Raw genomic sequence first — 20,129 nt, 5'->3', positions numbered from 1 at the left:
AGGGGGCGTGCGCAGGCCTAGGGGGACTTTCATCCCTATGCCTTAACGTCCTGGCGGAACAAAACAGCTGATGAGGCCAGTCCGATGACCAACCCTTTTGACAACCGTGTGCCCGCGCTCTCCGGTCCCGCCCGCGACATTGCGCCGGTCGTCCCCTCCGATACCGTGGACCTGCCGGATGTTGCGATTGCGCTTTATGCCGAAACCGGCGGCGCGGTGACCCTGACCACTGTCCGGGGACAGCAGCGGACCGTCCAGGTCGCCGATTTCTCGATCCTGCCGGTGGGCACGGTCAGGGTTCACGCCACCGGCACCACCGCCGCAGGCATCCACGCGATGGTGCTGGCATGAAGCTGCTGACCGATTTTTCCGTCACCGCGCGCCGCCACCGTCCGGCGGCGGCCCCCGCGCTGCTGCTCGACTTCGGGCGGCAGGCCTACCGGGCCGCAGGCGTGCCCGTGCCGCTGTCCTCGGCGCTGCGTTTCAGCCGCGCCTCCGCCGCCGTCCGCGGGACCGCGGGCGGCCTGCTGGAAACGGTGGGGCCGGACGTGCTGCGCCTGGACCATGCCTTTGGCTCCGGGGCCTTCCGCGGCGCACTGTTCGAACCGGCGGCCAGCAACCTGCTGAGCTATTCCAGCGATTTCACCCAGAGCGTCTGGTCCGGCTATGCCGCCAAGCCCGCCTTCACCGGCGGCCACAGCGCCCCGGACGGAAGCCTGACCGCGATGGCCTGGAACTGCGCCGCGACAACCGGCGGCGCCGGCGGCCAGCGCGGCGGCATCCTGGTTGCCGGCGGCGGTGTCTCCGGCATTGCCACCGCCAGCGTCTGGCTGCGCGCCAGCGCGCCGCTGGTGATGCGCTTCGGCCATTCGGACGGCACCTCGGAGGCCATCACCGTGACCCCGGACTGGCAGCGTTTCAGCTACACCGATGTGCTGCCCAACACCCAGAACCGGATTTTCATGCTGTACGAGGACGTGAACGCGGACACCGATGTCTTCATCTGGGGCGCGCAGGTGGAGCTGGGCGGCAGCGCCAGTTCCTGCATCGCCACGGATGCCAGCCCCGCCGCCCGCAGCGCCGACCAGCCCGGCCTGACCGGGATCAGCGGCACCTTTGATGTGACCATCGCCTATGATGATGATAGTCAGGACGCACTGGCCGGTGAGACGGTGAGCGAAGGCTGGTGGCCCGCGCTGTCACGGCCCTGGGTGAAGCGGATCATCCTTGAATAGCACCTCGGCCTAATGCCAGCGGCGTCCGCTTCTCTAGTGTTGTCGCAAATCCTAAAAGCAACCAAACGTAAGGCCTGAACACCGAACTCATGCCCAGCATCACAATCAGCATGATTGCGATGCTGGAGGAAATTTCCCAATGGCCTTTACGGTGAACCCGGATGGCTATTTTCAGAATGAATACCGCCAAGACAGCGGCGGTTATAACGCCAACGTCGACTGCAAGCTCAAGAAAAACGTTTGTAAGCGGCTTGTCATCCAGCCTCATCCACCATCTGTGCTCAACATATTGTGACAAATCACGTTGGGACAGAATTTCACCGATCTGCCCCGGTCCAATACCCATTTTCCAGTTCTCCCATAGCAGATCCCAACCGAGTATCAATCTCGGCCACCTGTTCCCGCCTCTTTCAATGAAAAACTGTATTTTATCAGGACTCTCGATGAAACCTGAAATAGTTGACGTCAAGAGAGTATCACCGCCAACCAAAGCGAGCGGCAAGAAGAAAAGAACTGCTGGCCCAGCCGTAATTGTGACCCAGAAAAGTGCTTTTGGTCGTTTCACTAAATTTGCTGCGAAGGCAAGACATATCAGCGCGATAAGAGTTGCAGATTGTGTTATCATCAAAAAGCACGCTACGACAAAAAGATCAGCACAAAGAGGCTTGGAAAGAATATTCCGGGTAGCGATGACCAGATAGGGTGCTGACGCGAGCACAAAATAGGACGGTTCATAATAAAAGAGGTCAATCCGCCCCCCCACGGCAATCCAGATCAGAAAACCTGCTCCAATTTGAAGCCGAAATGCAAAAAGGTAAGCGCGATACAAGTAAGGCCACGAAATTTTTCGCCCTAATATCTGCCCAGCAAAGAAAAAACTCGCCAGAACGGACAGCCAGTGCCCCATTTCGAGAAATGGCCTCAACCTAAATTGCGACACACAGACAATAAACGTGAAAACAATAAAAATAAAAAGTATTAAATTAGATTCCACAACCTCCCTTTTGAGGAGGGCGCTCATATTCGCAAACACAAAAATCAGAAGAACTAAAATACTTATCCGAAGATTGCCACCACCGACTGGTATTGCAACAACATCGAAACCGGCCAACAATATGAAAAAGGTTGCTATGAAATACCACCTATTGACGGTCATTTGGTTCTATTGCCCATATTAAGCTCCAAATCCTCAACCGTCTGCTGCGCCGCGTCCGCCCAGCGGTAATCCTGTGCGGCAGCGATATTCCGGGCGATTTCCGGTGTGTCGCAGGCAGGCAGCGGTTTCTGCAGCGTCTCCCTGATCGCCCGGACCCAGGCGCTCTTGTCGTCGGGGTCCAGGAAGGTGACCTCCATGTCCCGGGCCACCTCCTGCAAAGCCTCCGCCGTGGAGGACAGGATATAAGCGCCGTTCAGCGCCGCTTCGATGACGGGGAAGCCGAAGCCTTCGTATTTCGTTGGAAACAGCACCACCGCGGCCTCGCGGTAGAGACGTGCCAGCTCCTCGTTTGAAAGTCCGGAACGGAACACGACAGAGCCCTGGGCCTGGCCCAGCGGCACCGAACTGCGCAGCTCGTCACCGGGCGAGACGACGGTCAGACGCCACGGGTCTTCCGGCGCCGCAGCGGCCCAGGCCTCGATGGCCAGCGCCATGTTCTTGTGCAGCTTGGGCGCCCCGACGATCAGGGCGCTTTTGGTTTTTGAAAACGGGGGCAGAGCCGCGGGGAAGTGGTCGGAGCCGTGATGGATGACCCGGCAGTCCCGCGGGGCGCCGGCCGTGCGGATAAACTCCCGGCGGGTAAAGCCGGAGACGAAGATCACGGAGCGGGCCCGCCGCCGCAGATTGGCCAGCATCATCCGGCTGGCGATGCGTTTGGCAGCCGGCGCAGGAAAGAGATCGGGGCGCTGATGCAGCAGGTCATGCACGGTCACAACAAAGGGGGAGCGCCAGAAAAACGGCACCCAGTAATTGGTGAACCAGGCCAAATCATGCGGTCCGGCGGCTGCGTGCAGGTGCCGCTGCTCCTCCAGGCTGAAGGGAGCGATGGGGATTTCGCGCACACTCACGTTGGCAGCTTCGGCAATCCTGCGCAAATCGGGATGGCTGTTTCCCTGCTGCACGCCAAGGATAAATGTCCACTCAGGACGGGCGGCAATCATGTGCGGCAGGATCGAGGCCACATAGCGCCCGATCCCGGATCCCCAAGGCAGGCGTGCATCCACGTAAAGCCTCATCACGCCTCTCCCTTCCAGGCGGACAGGTCGCGCTGCAGCAGGGTTTCCAGGCGCTCCACGCCGGGGCGGAACCAGGCGGTCATTTCCGCCCGCAGCGCGTCGTCCAGCCGGGACCGGGGGCGTTTGACGTTCAGGAAGCCCTTGAGCGCGGCAACCGCCTTGCTGTCGCGCGCCAGAAGCGCCAGGCGCAGCGCCCTGACCGCCGGGGCCAGCGGTTTCGGAGGCGCCAGCAGGAAATGCGACAGCCGGGGAAACCGCTGGGCGTGGGCGGCATTGCGGGGCGAAAAATCCGTGCGCCCGTCGTCCGGCAGCCCGAGGAAGGACAGCAGGTCCAGCCAGACCGCCCGCGGGTTATCGCGGAAATCGTCATAGATGATCACCTTGCGCCGGGAGGCGGGCACTAGCTCAAAGAACCGCTCGATCTGCGGCGAAAACGCCGCGATCCGCCGGTAGAGCAGGCTGTCCGGGCGGCCGTCCCTGGCCGCGTCCCATTCGGCCTCGCGGCGGGCCTGATCCTGCCACGCGGCGGCAAAGTCCTGCTCGGTTTCCAGGCCGGTGTACAGCTGCTCCATATGGAAGGCGTGGGCCACATCAGCGGGGTTTCTCAGGATCGCCACGAACTTCGCCTCCGGGTAGCGGCTGGCGCATGTGCTGACGGCCTGCGCTGAGCGCAAATAGGAGGTTGTCCCCTCGCCGATAATCTTGTGCCGCGCCGGGTCGGCGGCGGCGAACAGGGCGTCATATTCCGCCTGCGTTTCCGGGCGCAGCGCGTGCGGTTCAATCCCCAGATCGCTGCACCAGAACAGCGGTTCCTTGGGTTTGGAGAAGAAGACATCTTCGCGTTCAGACAAGTATTCGGCAATTGCGGTGGTGCCGCACTTGGGGGCGCCGATCAGAAAGAAATTCGGGGTGCTCATGCGGCTTTGCTCCACAATGAGAAAATGGAAGGGTCGATGCCGACCCGCTTTTTGACGGTAAATAATAGGGTAATATGCGTGACAGCGCGCAGCCCTGCGGTGCAGAACGCCGCGCCGGTCATGCCAAAGTGCTCAGTGGCCGGGACCAGGGCGGCGAGGCAAATGAAGTTGAACCAGACCAGCCGCCGCAGCAGCGTCTTCTCCTGGCCTGCAAGCTCCAGGATGTTGGGCACCGGCCCGCAGCAGACGGAAATAAGAAAGCCGGCCCCCAGAACTGTCAGGGCGGGAGCTGCGGTTGCAAAGTCCGGGTTCATCAGGGCGAGCAGCCAGTCGCCGTAAAACACGATGATCAGAAAGCTGACCAGTGTGGCCATGCTGACGAGCAGGACAGAGTAGCGCAGCATGGCCTGTGTTTCGGCGAAATTCCCGTTGGCATGCCCGCGGGCAACCAGCGGCGCCACGACCATGGCGGATGCGAGGGTGAAGAGGTCCAGGACAAGCGCGATCCTGAAGGCGGCGAAGAAGGGGCCGACCTCATCGGGCGAGAGCACCACGCCCAGAATGACCGGCGCCAGCACCGGCCCGCCAACCGTCTGGATCAGCGACGTGCCCCAAAGCGGCAACCCTGTCCGCACCCGTGCAGCCGCGGCCGCAAACAGCTCTCGCAGTGCTATGGGCCTGCGCAGATGCGGATCGCTTCCGGCTTGAAAGAGGATCAGCGCAAACAAGGGCAGGCCGAGCAACCACACAGCGGCTGCCGCAGAGAGGCTTAGCGAAAACGCCCAAAGGCCCAGGCAGACTGCCAGAACTGCCAGCCGCCAGAAAATATCCCGCGGCAGCAGGGAAAACGCAATCGTCCGGTATCCGCGGAAAAAGTGAACGGCGTTCTCGGCGAACGCCAAGGCGGCGGCGAGGACAGCCATGGCCGCAAACACCTGCGCGTCCAGCTGAAGGAGGCCGAAGGCCTTGGCCGGAACCAGCAACAACGCAAAGGCCAGCGTGCCCAGAACGACAAGCAGGAGGCTGGATTTTCCGATCAGGGCGAGCTGGCTGCCGTCCGCATTTTCGTGGGCGATGGCAGCGTCCTTCAGGGACATCATGCGCTGCCCCATAGACCCTGCAACCGCGAGCAGCGTTGCAAGCGAAAAGCAGAAGCCGATGACCCCAAAGCTCTCTGTGTCGGTGACCCAGGCCAATGCGGTGAACATGGCCAGTGACGCCGCGGCGGCTGACCCTTTGATCAGCACCGCAATGGCGCCGCCGCCAAGCAGGCGCAGGAGCATCTTGTTGCTTTTGAGCCGGTGCAAAACCTTCATCGTGACAAAACTCTTTATCAAACTGCGTTCGCAAGAAATACGCATTCCTCCCAACAGGAGGCCTGCAGCGTGCGGCTCTCAGGCCGGGAAAGTCCGCGGATCAGTCCGCCACCGCATTAATCGGAGCGGTGATCAGAGAGGGTGTGATCTGGTTGATGGTGCGGCCCCAGCGGGTGACAGGGTTTTCGGCCACAAACACGATATCGTCGGGGCGCAGCTCAAACCGGGCGGCCAGCGGCAGATGCGCGGCGTTGCGCACGTCCAAGTGCCAGGCTGTCACCGCACCGAACTCGCGGATGTCATCGGAGGCGCGCAGCACGTAGACTTCCGAGGCGTCTCCGGTTTCCTTGGCGATGCCGCCGCCGGTGTCGAACAGCGCATCGGCCAGCGTCGCCTTGCGGCCGAACGGCAGCGTGTAGCGGCCCTGGGTGCGGACCTCGCCGCTGAGATAGACGTAATCCCTGTCAACCGCGTCCAGCTCCAGCGCCTGGGAGAAGTTATCGCGCCGCTCATCAAGGTCGGCGCGGCGCAGGGTGAGGGCGGCGGTCAGCTCGTCAATCGCAGCGCGGCGGCCCGCCAGCGTGGTTTGCTGCAGCTGGATCTGCTGCGCGAAGTAACGCTCGGCGCGGCCAAGGTCGTAATCGGTATCCACAAACACGGAGTCATCCGCCAGCAGCTTGAGCTGCTGCAGTTCGGAGCGGGCATACAGATCCTCCAGCGGGATCTGGTACATTGCGCCATCCCGGTAAATCCGGACCGAGCTTGTGTCGATATCCGCCACCGAGACCGACCCCGCCGCCGCCAGCGCCTCGCCCAGAGTGAGCGGCGTCAGGGTGATGGGGTAGACGCCGGGCTGGCCCACGGCGCCGCCGATCGAGACCCGGCGGGAATTGAATTCGGAAATCTCGAGGCTGAAGGTCGGGTCGATCTGGCTTTCCACCAGGCGCTGGAACAGGAGCGCCTCGGCCTCGTCCACGGTGAGGCCGGCAATCCGCACCCGGCCCACGTCCGGAATGTTGATCGAGCCGTCATCCTGCACGGTATACCCGTTGCGGCTGTTCTGCGCCGCCAGCAGGCCCGACAGTTCTGCCACGGTGCCTTGCGTCGACGGGGTCGACAGCACCACCACATCGCCGGTGCCGATGGTATAGGGTCCCGGATCGACGTTCGGCGGCGGATCAAGCCGCAGCTCCTGGCGGCTGCCGCCCTGGGTGGAGGGCGCGTCGGGCAGCCGGCCCAGGCCGCGCGGGCTGGCCCCGGCACCCGAGCCTGCAGAGATCTGGAAGACGGCAGGCAGGGTCTTGGGCTGATAGGCGGCGCGGTTGGCGACGAGAACGGTTTCCGGGGTCACGGCAACCACCCGGACCTTGCCCGCGTCCGACACGCCGGCCTTCACGGCAGGGCTGCGGTAGACGGTTGAGCAGCCTGACATCAGTCCAGCCAGAGCCAGAGCGCTGAGGGCAACGGAAATGCGGCGCACGGTGCGTCCTCCAATCATCTTACAATCAAATCTCATCCGGCACCGTCTTCATAAAGAGGTTGCCAAGGAAGCTGCCGGTCCACTGCGAGGATTGCAAAACCTCGGGGACTCCCTGCCGCACCCAATAGGTATTTGTGAAGCTTTCCGCTACCCCGTGGCAGCGTTCTTCCAGCTTTTGCGCGGCAACCGGCAGGCCGCGCAGAAAAATGCTCTCCGGCCCCAGACGCGTCACAACGCATTTGTAGGCGTGCAGCTCAATCTGGTCGTTGCCGTTCAGAAAACTGTGGAACCGCTCTGCCGTGCCCTCCTGCCGGGCCAGCACCAGCGCCGCGCTTTGCCGCACATCCGAGGCCGCCAGACCAGAGCCGAACCCCTTGGCGGAGGTGAGAAAGCCGCGCTCCAGTGTGATCGTGGCGCCATCGGCGGTGAGCCAGGTCTGCACCCCGGCCCGCTCGGTCTCCAGCAGCATGACACCGCTCAGGTCGCGGCTGGGAAAGCTCACCTCCAGCCGCGGCGGGATCGGGCGCACAGAGGCCAGCGCGTTGGCGCGCGGATGGAACCGGGGCGCATCGGGCTGCAGCGCGCCGCGCAGCAGGTCGAGTTCGTCCCTGGCGTCGCCGCAGGACGCCAGCAGCAGGCAGATCAGGGCAGTGCGGAACAGCTTCATCGCAGGAACCTCCCCCATCCCTTGGCCAGCTGCTGGGCGCGCGCCTCGCGGGTCACGCCATACAGCCGGTTGCGCACGTTAAGCCGGGCGCCGCCATCGCGCAGCACCGGGCGGATCACCTGCGCCAGCCGGTCGCGCGACGGGCGGCCGGTCAGCCAGGACACCGGAATTTCCAGCCGGATCCCCTTGTCAAAGGAGCCTTCGCCGAAATCGTCGAAGCTGACCGTGGTCAGGGTAAAGAAGGCGCCGACCTTGAAGCCATTGGCAAATTCGCGGTCGAGCGTGACGGTGGCCCCGTAGTCGCCGGCCAGATAGCGGCCTGCGTCCACCTGCGCGTGGTATTCGCCGGGCAAATCATAATAGGCGGAGACATGGCCGGTCGCGACCGAGTAGTCCTGGAACCCGAACAGCACGTCAAAATCGCGCTGCTTGACGTAATTCACCTCGGCACCCAGCGCCAGGCGGCTGTCCGCCGGGAACCACAGCACTTCGGCCGAGACGCCGCCGTACATGGTCTCCAGATACCCCGCCGTGGTGCGGGCATAAAGGTCGGTACCGGGACGCCAGATGTATTCGGCGGTCAGATGCTCGACGCGCAGATCGGACTCCCGGGCGTAGATCCCCCAGTCGGACCGCACCCGCTGGATCACCGAGTTCGACTGCCGCTGGCTGTCGTCCAGGTTGCCGGCGGCCGGCTGGCGCAGCCCGGCAGACAGGGTGAAACCCGGGGCGGCGGTGTAATCCAGCCCCATCTGGGCGCCGATTTCATAGCGCAGCGGCGCATCCGGGTCGAAGAACGAAGCCTGCAGATAGGGGCCGAACCGGTAGCTGAAATTCGGATAGGCCGCATCGGTGAAGCCGCCCCTGACCAGCGTCAGGCTGTCGGACACCTCGGCCCGGGCAAAGCTGCGCCAGGCCCCGTCGGGATCATGCTCCAGCTCATAGAGGTCCTGGCGGGCGATGCGCACGGAGCTGAGCGGCACACCATTCGACATCAGCGCGATATCAAAGCTTTGCACCCGGGCTGGCTGGGTATTGGCCAGCACCCGCGCCGCCCGCCCGATAGCCTGCGCCGCCTGGCCGTAGGTGCCGTTTTCAACCCCGATCCGCAGCGTGCCGCCTGCGTCTTCCAGATAGACCAGCCGCAGCCCTTCCTGTTCCAGGCTGCGGGTCAGGACCTGCTGCCTGCGGCCCGGCGCAGCGGTATCAGGCAGGTTCCAGCTGGCCAGCGCCACCCGGTCGATCGGCTGCAGCGGCGGCGGCGAAGCGCCCTGCCCGCCCGGCGCCACGCTTTGCCGCGGGTCGATGAAATAGCTGTAGTTGAGCCCCAGGGTGGTGCCGTACATGAAGGCGGCGGTCACCTGCGATCCGTTCTTCAGACGGTACTGGGCGCCGAAGTTGAACGGCGAGCTGACCTCGAAACCGATGCGGTCCCGCTCTTTGGTGTAGAGGTCCGGGGAGTATTCCGCGAGCAGGGTCAAGCGGTCGCTGTAGGCCCAGCTGGCGCCGCCAAACAGCGCCGCATCGCCCCGGAACCAATTGCCGAAATCCAGCCGCCCCGTTTCGGTGATGTTGCCCGCACGGGGGTCGCTGCGGGTGTCGAACCGGCTGCTGAGCAGACCCAGAGGGTTGGAGAAGCTGCCGCGTCCGGCCAGCCGTCCCCAGCCGATGCCGCCGGACAGTTTCAGCCGGTCCCGGAAGGTCTTGGTAGCAACCAGATACTCCGAGGCATAGATGCCGGTGCCGCCGAAGTCGCGCAGGCCCAGCGCCAGGGCCGGGGACGTCCGGCCTTCCTCGCGCAACTGGAAGTGCAGGTCGAAGCTGCGGTCGAAGCGGTCGCCGATCTCCCCGTCGAATCCCTCGATCACCGCATAGCGGAAGCTGCCATGCACCCAGGGCAGCATCTGAAAGGTCATCGTGGCCCGCAGGGTCTGGTCCAGCACACCGCTGGTAAAGGCCAGGGTGCCATCGGGATACATTTCAGCCGTAGGCGTTTCGATCAATCCCGGCGTGCCGTAGACCGAAGTGCTTTGCGCCTGGGCCAGTGCGGGGGCCAGTGCCGGGGCGGCAGCCATGAGAGCCGCCGAAAGCAATTGCCGTCCCTGGAAAATCAAATCTGTCATACCGTCTAAGAATGTACTGCTGGCCTGCCGCCCCTTTATCCGTTTTTCGGCGGACTGTCCCGCAGGCTGGAGAAAAGGCCGGAAATGTCTTTCTGCTGTGGCGAATCTGCCTGTCTCTTTCCCTGTTTGGGCCGTCAGTGCAACCCTTGCCGCAGCAAAACCTGCGGTTGCGCGGCTTCTTCTGTTTCCCCCTAGCGGCATTCGCGCCGGACAGCGGCGGAAAAACACCATTTTGGACACATACCGGCAGCTTTGCAGCAGTGCAGCATTTGCAGAGCCGGCGGAGCATGATAGCGTGGCGCCGAATAGGTTTAGGAGATTGACGATGATCCGGATTACCCTTTTGGCCCTGGCCCTTTCCGCAACCGGCGCTGCTGCCCAGAGTGTCAGCCCCGCAACCGCTAAGGACGATTGCGAAGATACCCAGAACACTGACGATGACGAGTGTCTTGCAGCGCTGGCAGACGCCGCCTCTGCGGCAGAGGCGGAAGGCGTCACCGGCTTTGTGCCGCTGGTGGCACCCGCGCTTGGAGCGGCAGCTGCTGCCGCCGGACTCGCAGCCGCGGCAGGCGGCGGCGCGACCCCGTCCACCACAAGCACCGTCAGCACGAACTGAAGCACCCGCAACCGCGGCCTGCAGACTGCAAAAGTGAACGGCGCGCCCCCTGCGGGGCGCGCCGTTTCTTTTTCAAGCCGTCTTCTCCGGCTCCAAATCGTCAGTTGGCGTAATATTTCGAGCCATAGTCCCCGTAGCTGTAGCCATACTGCTTCATCCGGCGGGTGTTGATCTGACCCAGGATCATCCCGGTCAGGCGCTGGTTGTCGGTGTGGAACAGCCGCAGGGCTTCTGCCACATCCTGTTCGGCAGTGTCGTCCCATTTCACGGTCAGCAGCACCGCATCCGCATTGCGGGCGATCAGCCGGGCGTCTGAAACAATCAGCACCGGCGGCGTGTCGATCAGAATGACATCGTAGCGCTGCCGCATCTCCTCCAGGAAGACACGGAACCGCTCCGACGCAAAAAGGTCGGCGGCATTGGCCGAGGTCTTTTCCCCCGCCAGGATGTCACAGCCCAAGAGCGGATCCTGGAAGATGGCTTGCTCAGCAGGGATGTCGCCTGCCAGCACCGAGACAATGCCCTGCGGCGGCACATTGCTGAGCTGGGCCGTCATCGTCCGGCGCCGGATGTCGCCCTCGACCAGCAGAACCTTCTTGCCGATGCCAACGAAATTCTGCGCCAGCGCCAGCGAGTTGGTGGTTTTGCCTTCCCCCGGCAGGGAGGAGGTCAGGACCACGACCTGCGGCGGATGATCCACATTGGACAGCATCAGCGAGGTGCGCAGGTTGCGCACCGCTTCCGCAGTGGCGGACGAGGGTTTCTCGGCCAGGTATTCCAGCACCTTGCGGCGGCCGCTGGCCGGGAACACCGGGATCTGCCCCAGCACGCTGTATCCGGTCTTGCGCTCCAGTTCCTGAGCGGAGCGGATGCCCCGGCGTCGCGCTTCAATCAGCAGCACGATGCCTGCGCCCGCCATCAGCCCCAGAATTCCGCTCATCGCAAGGATCAGCGATTTCTTGGGTGCGGAGGGGCGCAGGGGAATCACCGCCCGCGACAGCAGGCGGCTGTCCGCCTTCTGGATGCCCTCCTGCGCCGAGGTCTCCTTGAGACGGGTCAGGAAGTATTCATAAAGCAGCCGCACAGCTTCCGCCTCGCGGGTGAGCTGCTGAAGGGTGATCAGATCCTCGCTCTGCCGCGCCGTCTGCCTGGATAGTTCCGCCTCCGACTGCACCAGCGTCTGCAGCTGCTGCGTTGCGCGGCGGGCATCCAGCGCGGCGCGGGCGAGAAGCCGCTGGAAGGCTGTGTCAAACGCAGCCCCGCCCGCGGCGGTGTCCGCCTGCGCCAGCAAACGCTGCAGCTGCCGGTCCTGGCCGATCTCCGCCTGATCTTCGCGGGATTCCGCCGCGCGCAGCGCACCGTAGCGCACCTGCGCGGTCTCCTCAGCGGTTTTGGCAAGCGCAATGCGCTCGCGCAGATCCTTCAGCTGCACCTCCTGCGCCTGCAGCGCCTCAGGCGAGACCAGGGCAGTGCCGGCATTGAATTCATTGGCCTTGGCCTCGGCGGTTTCCAGTTCTGCCTTAAGCTCCGCCACGCGGCCGGTCAGCCAGGTTGTGGCCTGTTCGGTGGCGTCGAATTTCACCTCGATCTGGTTGAGGATGTAGAGATCCACGATCGTGTCGGCGATCAGAGCCGATTTGCGGGCGGACTCAGTCTCTGCCGTAACCTCGAACACCAGGGTATTGGGCACGTTGCGCACCGAGATCTTGTCCAGCAGGGTCGAGACCACACTGTCCCGGATCAGCTGTTCAACCAGCTCTTCCGGCATCTCTTCCGCCGGTTTTTGCAGGCCCAGCAGCGATTTGATCTGCGATTTCACCGTCCAGACCAGCGATCCCAGCGCGGAAGGCTCAACGAGGGTTCCGTTGAACTCCGGGTCGTCCATCAGGTTGAGCTTATCGACGACCTTGCTCATCAGCCCGCGCGATTGCAGCACTTCCAGCTCGGAATTCACCTCGGTGTAATCGCCCGACAGGCCGCTGACGACGCTTTGCAGATCAACCACGCTTTCCTGCTTGGTCTCAAGCATCACCACGGCGCTGGAGGTGTACTGCGGCACTGCGGCGACAAAGGCGTAAATCCCGCCCAGGAAAATGGCCGCCGCGGTCGCCAGCAGCATGATCCACTTGCCGCGCCACAGGGTGGCGAACAAGGCGCCGAGATCTATGACATCGTCATCCGGCGTTTCGGCGGGCGAGGGGCGCTGCACAGGGAAGGAAGCTTCGTTCAAAGGCGTCTGTTTCATGAATACCCAAGTACCGTACTGATTGATGCGCGCTGCACACGCGCATCATCCCCCGCATACACGCGGGGGCTTTGAGAAGAAAGTCCTGCGGACCGGCACCGGCCTCAGCGGCCGGTTCTGCCCAGCACTGCTGCACCTGTGCGGAGGATGATCTTCAGATCCTTGAAGAAACCGCGGCAGGACAGATAGGCCACGTCCAGTGCCACCCGCTCATCATAGCTGATGTCATTGCGGCCGGAGATCTGCCAAAGTCCGGTGATTCCAGGCTTTTGGGCCAGATATGCGGACACGCTGCTGCCGTATTTCGGCAGTTCCTTGGTGACGATGGGGCGCGGGCCGACAAAGCTCATCTCGCCCCTCAGCACGTTCCAGATCTGCGGCAGTTCATCCAAGCTTGTCTTGCGCAGGATCCGGCCAAGCCGGTTGATGCGCGGGTCGTTGGTCAGCTTGTGGTCACGCTCCCATTCCGCAGCAGCCTCGGGGTTGCTGTCCAGATGGGCCTGCAGCCGTGATTCGGCATCGACCACCATGCTGCGGACCTTCCAGCATTTGAACGGCTTGCCGTTCTGGCCCACACGGGTATGCCCGAAAAACCCCGGTCCGCCATCCAAACGCACGACACCCCACAGAATAAGGATGACAGGCACCAGGACGGGCAGCAGCAGAAGGGCAAAAAGTATATCAAAAATCCGCTTACCGAATCTGGAGTAGCCGCCAAGCCGTGATTGGCCAAGCAGCTGATATTCAACAGATTCATCAATGGAGTACGCGGTCAGTGCAAAATGTTGCATCGTCTAACACTCCGAAATTCAAAACGTATTAACCAAAACCTACCCGCCAAACGGGATAGGTAAGGGCTCACTACACTCAAGTTGCAACAAACTTAAGTAGTATTTTCTATACTTTTGAAACTTGGTTAACCTTTCTGTCCCGAGCGTGTCCTGAGCGCAAGACTTGGCTGGTCCAATTCAATTCTGAGTGGATGATGGGCTTTGATTCTGCCGGGATGATGGTTTCCGGACAAGGTGGCCTGGGGCCCGATTCAGCTCTTTCGGCTGTCAGAGCCTGAAGGAAAGATGATGCCTGCAGGAGGCAGCCCCGGCGACGTTTTCTCCGCCAGGCAGGCATTCTGGGGAGCCCCCCATTCCCCGAACAGTATTACGGCGCTGCAAAGCTTGCCTGTCGATCATGCCGCCGCCCGTAGGTCAGGCCCTTGATGGGCCTCTACCTGTGTTCTGCCGCCTAGCGCCGAATGGGGCCTCTCGGTGTTGCTGAAGTAGATCCATTTGCCGACGCCAACCCAGGCCGACGACCCGGCTTCAAACGCCTGGAGGTAGACGCACTCGCACTTCAGGGACCGCCATAGCCGTCCGATCACCTCTCGCCACCTTCGCCTTCAACCCGGCGCTGTAGTTCTTCCGTTTGCCAGCTACGCTGTTCTTCCTCGTCATCGTTGGCGGCAAGCTTAGCAGGCTGTCCGATTTTCGGGGACCACCTCGGCCCGCGTCCCCCGTTTCTCTGCCTGCGGCCGTCCGGGGGGGCTGTTTGCTTATGCCGCACCCGCTGGCAGGGCCGGATTGCGCTGCCGGGGATGGTATGCCCCAGCCCGGTTTGCCATAATGCCCGGCGGGCGGTCCGGCGCCTTGCAAAACAAAACCCTGCGGCCGGGTTCCGGATCCCGGCGGTTCAGACAGGCCCCTGGAGCAGACTGATGACTCAGCAAACCGTTCTCGTCACCGGGTCCTCCGGCTTCATCGGCTACCACCTGTGCCGGCGCCTGCTGGACGACGGGTTCCGCGTCGTTGGTATCGACAACCTGTCGGATTACTACAGCGTGCAGCTGAAACGGGACCGTCAGGCGATGCTGGAGCAGCACCCGGATTTCAGCGTCATCAACCGCAGCATCGAGGACCCCGGCGTCGTCCTGAGCGCCTTTGAGGAGCACAAGCCGGACTATGTGGTGCATCTCGCGGCGCAGGCCGGGGTGCGCTATTCGATCGAGAACCCCCGCTCCTATCTGGAAAGCAACATCACCGGCACCTTCGAGATCCTGGAGGCCGCCCGCGCCCATCCGCCCCGGCACATGCTGCTGGCCTCCACCTCCTCGGCGTTCGGCGCCAATACCGAGATGCCCTACAAGGAGACTCAGAAAGCCGATCACCAGATGTCCTTTTATGCGGCTTCCAAAAAGGCGACCGAGAACATGGCGCATTCCTATGCGCATCTGTTTGATCTGCCAGTCACCATGTTCCGCTTCTTTACGGTCTACGGCCCGTGGGGGCGGCCTGATATGGCGCTGTTCAAATTCACCAAGGCGATCCTCGCGGGGCAGCCGATCGACGTCTACAATTACGGCGGCATGCAGCGCGACTTCACTTATATCACCGATCTGGTGGAGGCCGTCCGGCTGCTGATGGACGCGGTGCCCGAACGCCCGGCGGACGAGGCGGTGCCGGAGGGCGACAGCCTGTCGCCGGTTGCGCCGCACCGTGTAATCAACATCGGCAACTCCGAGCCGGTGCAGCTGAATGATTTTATCGCCGCGGTCGAGACCGCCACCGACCGCACCGCGGAGCGCAACCTGATGCCGATGCAGGCGGGCGATGTGCCCGCCACATGGGCCGATGCCTCGCTCTTGCGGCGTCTTACGGGCTACACGCCCCAAACCGGCGTGGCAGAGGGCGTGGCGCAGTTTGTTGAGTGGTACCGGGCGTATTACCCGGAGGCCCCGGACAGCCAGTAAGCCAAACGGCGCAGCCAGGGCTGTCTTGGGCCAAGGCGAGCCTCTTGAACCTGAGGCTGCCTGGATTATGAAGGAGCGGTTGTGACTGCGCAGCGCAGGGGCTGCGCCACCTTGTTGCCAAACCGCACGTCCGGGGAGTGATCATGAGGCAGGAACTGATCTTGAGGCCTGCATCCATGCGTTTGGCCGTTTTTCTGCTGGCGGCAGTGGCCGAGGCCGCGGCCATTCGGCTGCTGACCTATGATGCTGACCAGTTCTTCTGCGGAAACGTGTCCGCATATACTCTCTGCCGGGGCCTGCGGACGCTTCCTCTGAGCGTTTTCTTCATGTGTGCTGCCGTTGTCTTGATGACGGCGGCCCGCCCCCGTCTTTGGCACAGCTATGCCCATCTGGCGGCCGCGGCACCGTCCCGCCGCCTGGTTCCGGCCGGGCTGCATCTGCTGGGGCTGGTGCTGGTGCTGGTGCCGCTCTGGCGGCTTCCGCTAGCCCAGCTTGAGGCGCAGTTCAGCCAGGCGGCGCCGCTGTTTCTTGCCGGCGGGGCGTTTGCGCTCCTGGGCGCTGCGCTCTGGCTGTTGCCGCTGCGCGCGTGGAAACAGTGGTTGCTGGGCAACGGCGCCTTTCTGCCGCTGGTGGCGGCCGGATTTTTCCTTCTCCCGCTTGTCGTTGAGGCGACCGGGTGGCTGTGGGGCGAGAACCGCGCCTTGACCCGGCTGACGTTTCAGGCCGTAAGCGGCGTGTTTGCCTTGACGGGCACCGAGCTGTTCACCCTGCCGGGGGAGCGCATCATCGGCCTCAACGGCTTTTCTGTCCGCATTGCCTCGGGCTGTTCCGGTGCCGAAGGCGTGGCCCTGGTGGCAGTGTTCATGGCGCTCTATGCGCTGCTGGCGCGCCGGACACTGCGCATGAGGCCCTACTGGGCGGTGCTGTTCCCGGTTGCGGTCTGCCTGAGCTGGATCCTGAATATCCTGCGGATTTCAGCGCTGATCTGGCTGGGTGCAAATGTCTCGCCAAAACTGGCGGTGGACGGGTTTCACTCCTATGCGGGCTGGCTGATGTTTTCGCTGCTGGCCTTTGCGGTTCTGGCCATCGTCCATAACATGGCCTTTTTCCACACCGGGGCAGCAAAGCCTGGCAGCCGCCCCGGCCTGCCCCTGAGGGCGGATCCGCTGTTTGCCAGAATCGTTCCGTTCATCCTTTTCATGATGAGCGGCACCATCACGCCGCTGCTATGGGAAAATCCTGCCGACGGCTACCCGCTGCGGGTGGCGTTCATGATGGTGGGGCTGGCGCTGTTCTGGCCTGCGCTGAGGGCCATCGACTGGCGCGCCGGGCCGGCCGACTGGCTGACCGGCTGCGGGGTGGCGGCTATGTGGCTGCTGCTGGCCCCGGAAACCACCGCCAGCGCGGCGCAGGCGCCGGATCCGTTCTGGATCCTGTGCCGCCTGCTGGGCACGGTGCTGCTGGTGCCGGTCATCGAAGAGCTGTTCTTCCGCGCCTATGTGCTGGAACGCGCCGCCGGCACTTCCGCTGCAGCACCCTGGCGCGTCCTGGCCGGGCTGGCGCTCAGCAGCCTGCTGTTTGCGGCACTGCACGACCGCTGGCTGGCAGGGGCCGCGGCGGGCGTTGCCTTCGGGATTTTGTACCTGCGGACCCGCCGCCCCGGCGGCGCCGTGCAGGCGCACATGCTGGCCAACGCCATCATCGCTGCCGTGGCCATCGCCACCATGAATTACGATCTGATCTGATCTCATCCCGCTGGATGGCACGCCGCAGGACGGGGCGAAAACTCTTAAAATTTGCCTAACATGCGGGCTAAAGTGTTGATAATGTACTAATTTTTGCCACATCTCCACCCCGGCCAGCGCGCAGGGGTTTTCTATCCAGTCTCCAACGCCCGTTTTTTGCATTGGAGATCTGATCATGCTGGCACTGAATCTCGCATCTTCTGCTGCCCTGCCGGGGCGCACCCGTTCCGTCTTCCGCAAGGCCGCCAAGGCCGCCGTTGCCGCATGCCTGGCACTTGCGGTGCTGCAGCCGCAGGCAGCTGCCGCCCAGCAGACATATGTCGTGGGCAGCGACCGCGGCGGTTACCTGCACGACCGGCTGATCGAGCTGAAGAACCTTAAGCGCAGCGGCACCCGGGTCGAGATCCGCGGCCGGGTCTGCTATTCCACCTGCACGATGTTCCTGGGCCTGCCGGGGGCCTGCGTTGATCCGAACACCACCTTCGGCTTCCACGGCCCGTCGCGCAGCGGCCGCCGCCTGGCGCAGGAGAAGTTCGATTACTTCAGCCGGGTGATGGCGGACTTCTACCCGGAGCCGCTGAAGGTCTGGTTCATGGCGGAAGGCCGCAACCGGATTTCAGGCATCTACAAGATCAAAGGCAGCGAGATCATCCGCATGGGTGTGAAATCCTGCCGCAGCGCCTGAGCGGGCCAGCTTGCCCCGGTGCGGGCTGGCGGGTATCACGGAAGTGATTGCAAAAGCCCCGGCGCGCCGCAGCACGCCGGGGTTCACTGCGCCAACCAGGCTACCGGGAGATCTGGCTATCGTGCTGTCATCCATGCTCCGCAAGTTTGCAAAGAGCGCCGCCTTTGCGGATCCCGCGCCTGAGGTGCCGCTCTGCGTGATCGGCGACGTGCATGGCTGCCTGCCGCTGCTGGAGCAGATGCTGGCCCAGGTGCCGCAGGATCACCAGGTCATCCTGGCAGGGGATTACGTCGACAGGGGCGAGCAGAGCGCCGGCGTGCTGCGCTATCTGAGCGCCCGCCCGGATCTTACCTGCCTGATGGGCAATCACGAGGATATGCTGCTGCGTTTCCTGCAGAACCCCGCCCGCGACGGCGGCCGCTGGATCAGGAACGGCGGGCTGCAAACGCTGGCATCCTTCGGCATCTGCGGCGCCCGCCCGCAGATGAGCGCAGATGAGCTGCGCGGCTGCCGCGACCGCCTGCAGGCGGCGATGGGGGAGGATCTGATTGCCTGGATTACCGGCCTGGAGACCTCCCTGCTGTCCGGCACTGTGCTGGTGGCCCACGCCGGGGCAGACCCCGGCACAGCCGCAGACGAGCAGCAGGACGGCACGCTGCTGTGGGGGCACCGGGAGTTCTTCCGCACCCCGCGCCGGGACGGGGTCTGGGTCGTGCATGGCCATACCATCGTCAGCAAGCCCGCGGCGGAGCGGGGCCGGATTGCCGTTGATACCGGCGCCTATGCCACCGGAACCCTGTCCGCGGTCTGCCTGGATGGCAGCGCGCCGCGGTTCCTAAGCGTTCCGGGGCAACCTGCCTGACGCAAGGTCACCGGTGCAGACCGGATACAGAAGGGTGCGAAAACCGCACCCTGGCTGTGCTGCAAGTTGAGCAGCGGTTAAGAAAGTGTTAAGCGCCTTCGGGTGAGGGAGTTCAACAGTTATCTTTTGAGGCCAAGCAGATGAAAAAACTTATTTCCGCCGTTCATGCCGCTTTCATTGTCAACTGCATGACCCTGTCCGTCGCGTTTGCTGCGCCCGGCAATGGCAATGGCAACGGGAATGGGGTCGGCAACGGCAACGGGGGCAACGGCAACGGCAATGCGCATGGCGTGCCGGAAATCGATGCGAGTGCCGGTCTGCTGGCTCTGGCCGCAGTTGGCGCGGCGCTGATCCTTGCCTGGGAAGTCAACCGCCGCCGCGCCTGATTCGAAACGGGCCCCTTTAGTGGGGCAAATCCGTTTCCGCCAAGGCTGATCAGGCGTCTGCGGCGATCACCGTAGACGCCTCTCACCGCAATAGCCCGCCACCTTACTCTGCACAGGCTCCGTTCCAAGCGCCTCGGCCTTGGGCGGGCCTGTGGTCGTGCCGCTGGCCTGGCTAATTCAGCGGCCTGTTAAAGGAGCACCTGGGGAGGCACTAGAACGTGACAGGTCCAAACCGCACGTCAATCAGGGGGCAACTTTGGATGCCTGCAGGGGGGTCACGTTCCGTGCCGATTGGCAAATCGAAAGCGTAAAAGTCATCTTGCGGCGATGCCGAAGGTGTTGATTAGAGTAGTAAATTCTCTTGGGTGATGGTGAGGAATGGTGCCGCTGAAGGGACTCGAACCCCCGACCCCATCATTACGAATGACGTGCTCTACCAGCTGAGCTACAGCGGCATTCCTCTCTCGTCGCGGCCCTACTATGGCCCTAACAGTTACTCTGCGCCGCCTCTAAGCGACTGGTTTTGCAAGTCATTCACGAGCGGGCCCGCTACTTACATATGACGTGCTCTACCAGCTGAGCTACACCGGCGCCGCTGGTTTCATAATGCCGGTCCGTGTCGCAGGCAAGCGAAATTGCCACTCCGCCAGCGGCATCGGCGGCCTCTGAAGATCCGGTTGCACATCCCGGAAAACCTCGCTTCCGGCGCGCTATTTCCGTTTGACGCCCCCGGAAAACCATCTTATACGCCCATCCCACGACACCTGCCCAGGTGGCGGAATTGGTAGACGCGCTAGCTTCAGGTGCTAGTGTCCGTATGGACGTGGAGGTTCGAGTCCTCTCCTGGGCACCATTCCCCTGCACATATTGAATCCAA

17 protein-coding genes, 2 tRNA genes and 1 pseudogene are annotated in these 20,129 nt (G+C 63.2%); 9 read left to right on the top strand and 11 right to left on the bottom strand.

The window, feature by feature from the left end:
- Window positions 1–84: 84 nt before the first annotated feature.
- Entirely contained in the window at window positions 85–351 is a 267-nt protein-coding gene (locus tag DAEP_RS0115550; RefSeq protein ID WP_027245290.1) for a spike base protein, RCAP_Rcc01079 family, read from the top strand.
- Window positions 348–1,235: a phage head spike fiber domain-containing protein gene (locus DAEP_RS0115545; RefSeq protein ID WP_027245289.1), complete on the top strand. Its 888-nt coding sequence runs from the start codon at window positions 348–350 to the stop codon at window positions 1,233–1,235. The genes DAEP_RS0115550 and DAEP_RS0115545 overlap by 4 nt, the downstream gene beginning before the upstream one ends.
- Here DAEP_RS0115545 and DAEP_RS0115540 read toward each other — a convergent pair.
- The 7 genes from DAEP_RS0115540 to DAEP_RS0115510 all read right to left on the bottom strand — a co-directional run bounded on the left by DAEP_RS0115540 (window position 1,222) and on the right by DAEP_RS0115510 (window position 9,922).
- Window positions 1,222–2,346, bottom strand: a complete 1,125-nt coding sequence (locus DAEP_RS0115540) for an O-antigen ligase family protein (RefSeq protein ID WP_208855453.1) — start codon at window positions 2,344–2,346, stop codon at window positions 1,222–1,224. The genes DAEP_RS0115545 and DAEP_RS0115540 overlap by 14 nt on opposite strands.
- A gap of 41 nt (window positions 2,347–2,387) precedes the next feature.
- Window positions 2,388–3,467, bottom strand: coding sequence for a glycosyltransferase (locus DAEP_RS0115535; RefSeq protein WP_027245287.1), 1,080 nt, complete (start codon window positions 3,465–3,467; stop codon window positions 2,388–2,390).
- A complete protein-coding gene (locus DAEP_RS0115530) occupies window positions 3,467–4,384 on the bottom strand; it encodes a sulfotransferase (protein ID WP_027245286.1) in 918 nt (305 codons plus the stop codon). The genes DAEP_RS0115535 and DAEP_RS0115530 overlap by 1 nt, the downstream gene beginning before the upstream one ends.
- Window positions 4,381–5,700 carry a lipopolysaccharide biosynthesis protein gene (locus tag DAEP_RS0115525; protein WP_027245285.1) on the bottom strand — a complete coding sequence of 440 codons (1,320 nt, stop codon included), beginning with the start codon at window positions 5,698–5,700 and terminating at the stop codon, window positions 4,381–4,383. The genes DAEP_RS0115530 and DAEP_RS0115525 overlap by 4 nt, the downstream gene beginning before the upstream one ends.
- Window positions 5,701–5,800: 100 nt before the next feature.
- Window positions 5,801–7,180, bottom strand: a complete 1,380-nt coding sequence (locus DAEP_RS0115520; protein ID WP_027245284.1) for a polysaccharide biosynthesis/export family protein — start codon at window positions 7,178–7,180, stop codon at window positions 5,801–5,803.
- A gap of 25 nt (window positions 7,181–7,205) precedes the next feature.
- Window positions 7,206–7,847 carry a YjbF family lipoprotein gene (locus DAEP_RS22800; protein ID WP_027245283.1) on the bottom strand — a complete coding sequence of 214 codons (642 nt, stop codon included), beginning with the start codon at window positions 7,845–7,847 and terminating at the stop codon, window positions 7,206–7,208.
- Window positions 7,844–9,922 (bottom strand): YjbH domain-containing protein, encoded by a 2,079-nt coding sequence (locus DAEP_RS0115510; protein ID WP_245595100.1) that lies wholly within the window; start codon window positions 9,920–9,922, stop codon window positions 7,844–7,846. Before DAEP_RS0115510 ends, DAEP_RS22800 begins: the two co-directional genes overlap by 4 nt.
- Window positions 9,923–10,295: 373 nt before the next feature.
- On the opposite strand from DAEP_RS0115510, the gene DAEP_RS0115505 reads away from it, so the two are divergent.
- The gene (locus DAEP_RS0115505) at window positions 10,296–10,586 is read left to right on the top strand and encodes a hypothetical protein (RefSeq protein WP_027245281.1); all 291 of its coding nucleotides are present in this window, start codon (window positions 10,296–10,298) and stop codon (window positions 10,584–10,586) included.
- A gap of 100 nt (window positions 10,587–10,686) precedes the next feature.
- Here the strand turns inward: DAEP_RS0115505 and DAEP_RS0115500 are convergent, their stop codons facing one another.
- From DAEP_RS0115500 to DAEP_RS23655, 3 genes and pseudogenes are all read right to left on the bottom strand, one after another.
- Window positions 10,687–12,831 carry a GumC family protein gene (locus tag DAEP_RS0115500; protein ID WP_027245280.1) on the bottom strand — a complete coding sequence of 715 codons (2,145 nt, stop codon included), beginning with the start codon at window positions 12,829–12,831 and terminating at the stop codon, window positions 10,687–10,689.
- 104 nt (window positions 12,832–12,935) lie between these two features.
- Entirely contained in the window at window positions 12,936–13,622 is a 687-nt protein-coding gene (locus tag DAEP_RS0115495) for a sugar transferase (RefSeq protein WP_027245279.1), read from the bottom strand.
- 395 nt (window positions 13,623–14,017) lie between these two features.
- Window positions 14,018–14,227 (bottom strand): annotated as a pseudogene (locus DAEP_RS23655) (integrase core domain-containing protein); the annotation flags it as partial.
- Window positions 14,228–14,542: 315 nt separating this feature from the next.
- Between DAEP_RS23655 and DAEP_RS0115490 the strand changes: the two are divergent.
- The 5 genes from DAEP_RS0115490 (at window position 14,543) to DAEP_RS0115470 (ending at window position 19,252) form a co-directional block, all read left to right on the top strand.
- On the top strand, window positions 14,543–15,574 hold the full coding sequence (locus DAEP_RS0115490; protein WP_027245278.1) for an SDR family NAD(P)-dependent oxidoreductase: 1,032 nt from the start codon (window positions 14,543–14,545) through the stop codon (window positions 15,572–15,574).
- Window positions 15,575–15,717: 143 nt separating this feature from the next.
- Window positions 15,718–17,319 carry an exosortase E/protease, VPEID-CTERM system gene (xrtE, locus tag DAEP_RS0115485; protein WP_027245277.1) on the top strand — a complete coding sequence of 534 codons (1,602 nt, stop codon included), beginning with the start codon at window positions 15,718–15,720 and terminating at the stop codon, window positions 17,317–17,319.
- 175 nt (window positions 17,320–17,494) lie between these two features.
- A complete protein-coding gene (locus DAEP_RS0115480) occupies window positions 17,495–18,004 on the top strand; it encodes a hypothetical protein (RefSeq protein ID WP_027245276.1) in 510 nt (169 codons plus the stop codon).
- 133 nt (window positions 18,005–18,137) lie between these two features.
- Window positions 18,138–18,866, top strand: coding sequence for a metallophosphoesterase (locus DAEP_RS0115475; RefSeq protein ID WP_027245275.1), 729 nt, complete (start codon window positions 18,138–18,140; stop codon window positions 18,864–18,866).
- 140 nt (window positions 18,867–19,006) lie between these two features.
- Window positions 19,007–19,252 carry a VPEID-CTERM sorting domain-containing protein gene (locus DAEP_RS0115470; protein WP_027245274.1) on the top strand — a complete coding sequence of 82 codons (246 nt, stop codon included), beginning with the start codon at window positions 19,007–19,009 and terminating at the stop codon, window positions 19,250–19,252.
- Window positions 19,253–19,631: 379 nt separating this feature from the next.
- On the opposite strand, the gene DAEP_RS0115465 is transcribed toward DAEP_RS0115470, so the two are convergent.
- A tRNA-Thr gene (locus tag DAEP_RS0115465) sits at window positions 19,632–19,707 on the bottom strand.
- A gap of 311 nt (window positions 19,708–20,018) precedes the next feature.
- On the opposite strand from DAEP_RS0115465, the gene DAEP_RS0115460 reads away from it, so the two are divergent.
- Window positions 20,019–20,105 (top strand) — tRNA-Leu (locus DAEP_RS0115460).
- Window positions 20,106–20,129 lie beyond the last annotated feature (24 nt).

It is taken from the genome of Leisingera daeponensis DSM 23529 (genome assembly GCF_000473145.1).
Taxonomy (GTDB): domain Bacteria; phylum Pseudomonadota; class Alphaproteobacteria; order Rhodobacterales; family Rhodobacteraceae; genus Leisingera; species Leisingera daeponensis.
This window is presented reverse-complemented; position numbering and strand designations above follow the sequence as displayed.

Bases quoted from the DNA above. Each gene is read 5' to 3' on its own strand.
- DAEP_RS0115550 (WP_027245290.1), top strand. From the start codon at position 85: ATGACCAACCCTTTTGACAACCGTGTGCCCGCGCTCTCCGGTCCCGCC.
- DAEP_RS0115545 (WP_027245289.1), top strand. From the start codon at position 348: ATGAAGCTGCTGACCGATTTTTCCGTCACCGCGCGCCGCCACCGTCCG.
- DAEP_RS0115535 (WP_027245287.1), bottom strand. From the start codon at position 3,467: ATGAGGCTTTACGTGGATGCACGCCTGCCTTGGGGATCCGGGATCGGG.
- DAEP_RS0115530 (WP_027245286.1), bottom strand. From the start codon at position 4,384: ATGAGCACCCCGAATTTCTTTCTGATCGGCGCCCCCAAGTGCGGCACC.
- DAEP_RS0115525 (WP_027245285.1), bottom strand. From the start codon at position 5,700: ATGAAGGTTTTGCACCGGCTCAAAAGCAACAAGATGCTCCTGCGCCTG.
- DAEP_RS22800 (WP_027245283.1), bottom strand. From the start codon at position 7,847: ATGAAGCTGTTCCGCACTGCCCTGATCTGCCTGCTGCTGGCGTCCTGC.
- DAEP_RS0115510 (WP_245595100.1), bottom strand. From the start codon at position 9,922: ATGGCTGCCGCCCCGGCACTGGCCCCCGCACTGGCCCAGGCGCAAAGC.
- DAEP_RS0115505 (WP_027245281.1), top strand. From the start codon at position 10,296: ATGATCCGGATTACCCTTTTGGCCCTGGCCCTTTCCGCAACCGGCGCT.
- DAEP_RS0115500 (WP_027245280.1), bottom strand. From the start codon at position 12,831: ATGAAACAGACGCCTTTGAACGAAGCTTCCTTCCCTGTGCAGCGCCCC.
- DAEP_RS0115495 (WP_027245279.1), bottom strand. From the start codon at position 13,622: ATGCAACATTTTGCACTGACCGCGTACTCCATTGATGAATCTGTTGAA.
- DAEP_RS0115490 (WP_027245278.1), top strand. From the start codon at position 14,543: ATGACTCAGCAAACCGTTCTCGTCACCGGGTCCTCCGGCTTCATCGGC.
- xrtE (WP_027245277.1), top strand. From the start codon at position 15,718: ATGAGGCAGGAACTGATCTTGAGGCCTGCATCCATGCGTTTGGCCGTT.
- DAEP_RS0115480 (WP_027245276.1), top strand. From the start codon at position 17,495: ATGCTGGCACTGAATCTCGCATCTTCTGCTGCCCTGCCGGGGCGCACC.
- DAEP_RS0115475 (WP_027245275.1), top strand. From the start codon at position 18,138: ATGCTCCGCAAGTTTGCAAAGAGCGCCGCCTTTGCGGATCCCGCGCCT.
- DAEP_RS0115470 (WP_027245274.1), top strand. From the start codon at position 19,007: ATGAAAAAACTTATTTCCGCCGTTCATGCCGCTTTCATTGTCAACTGC.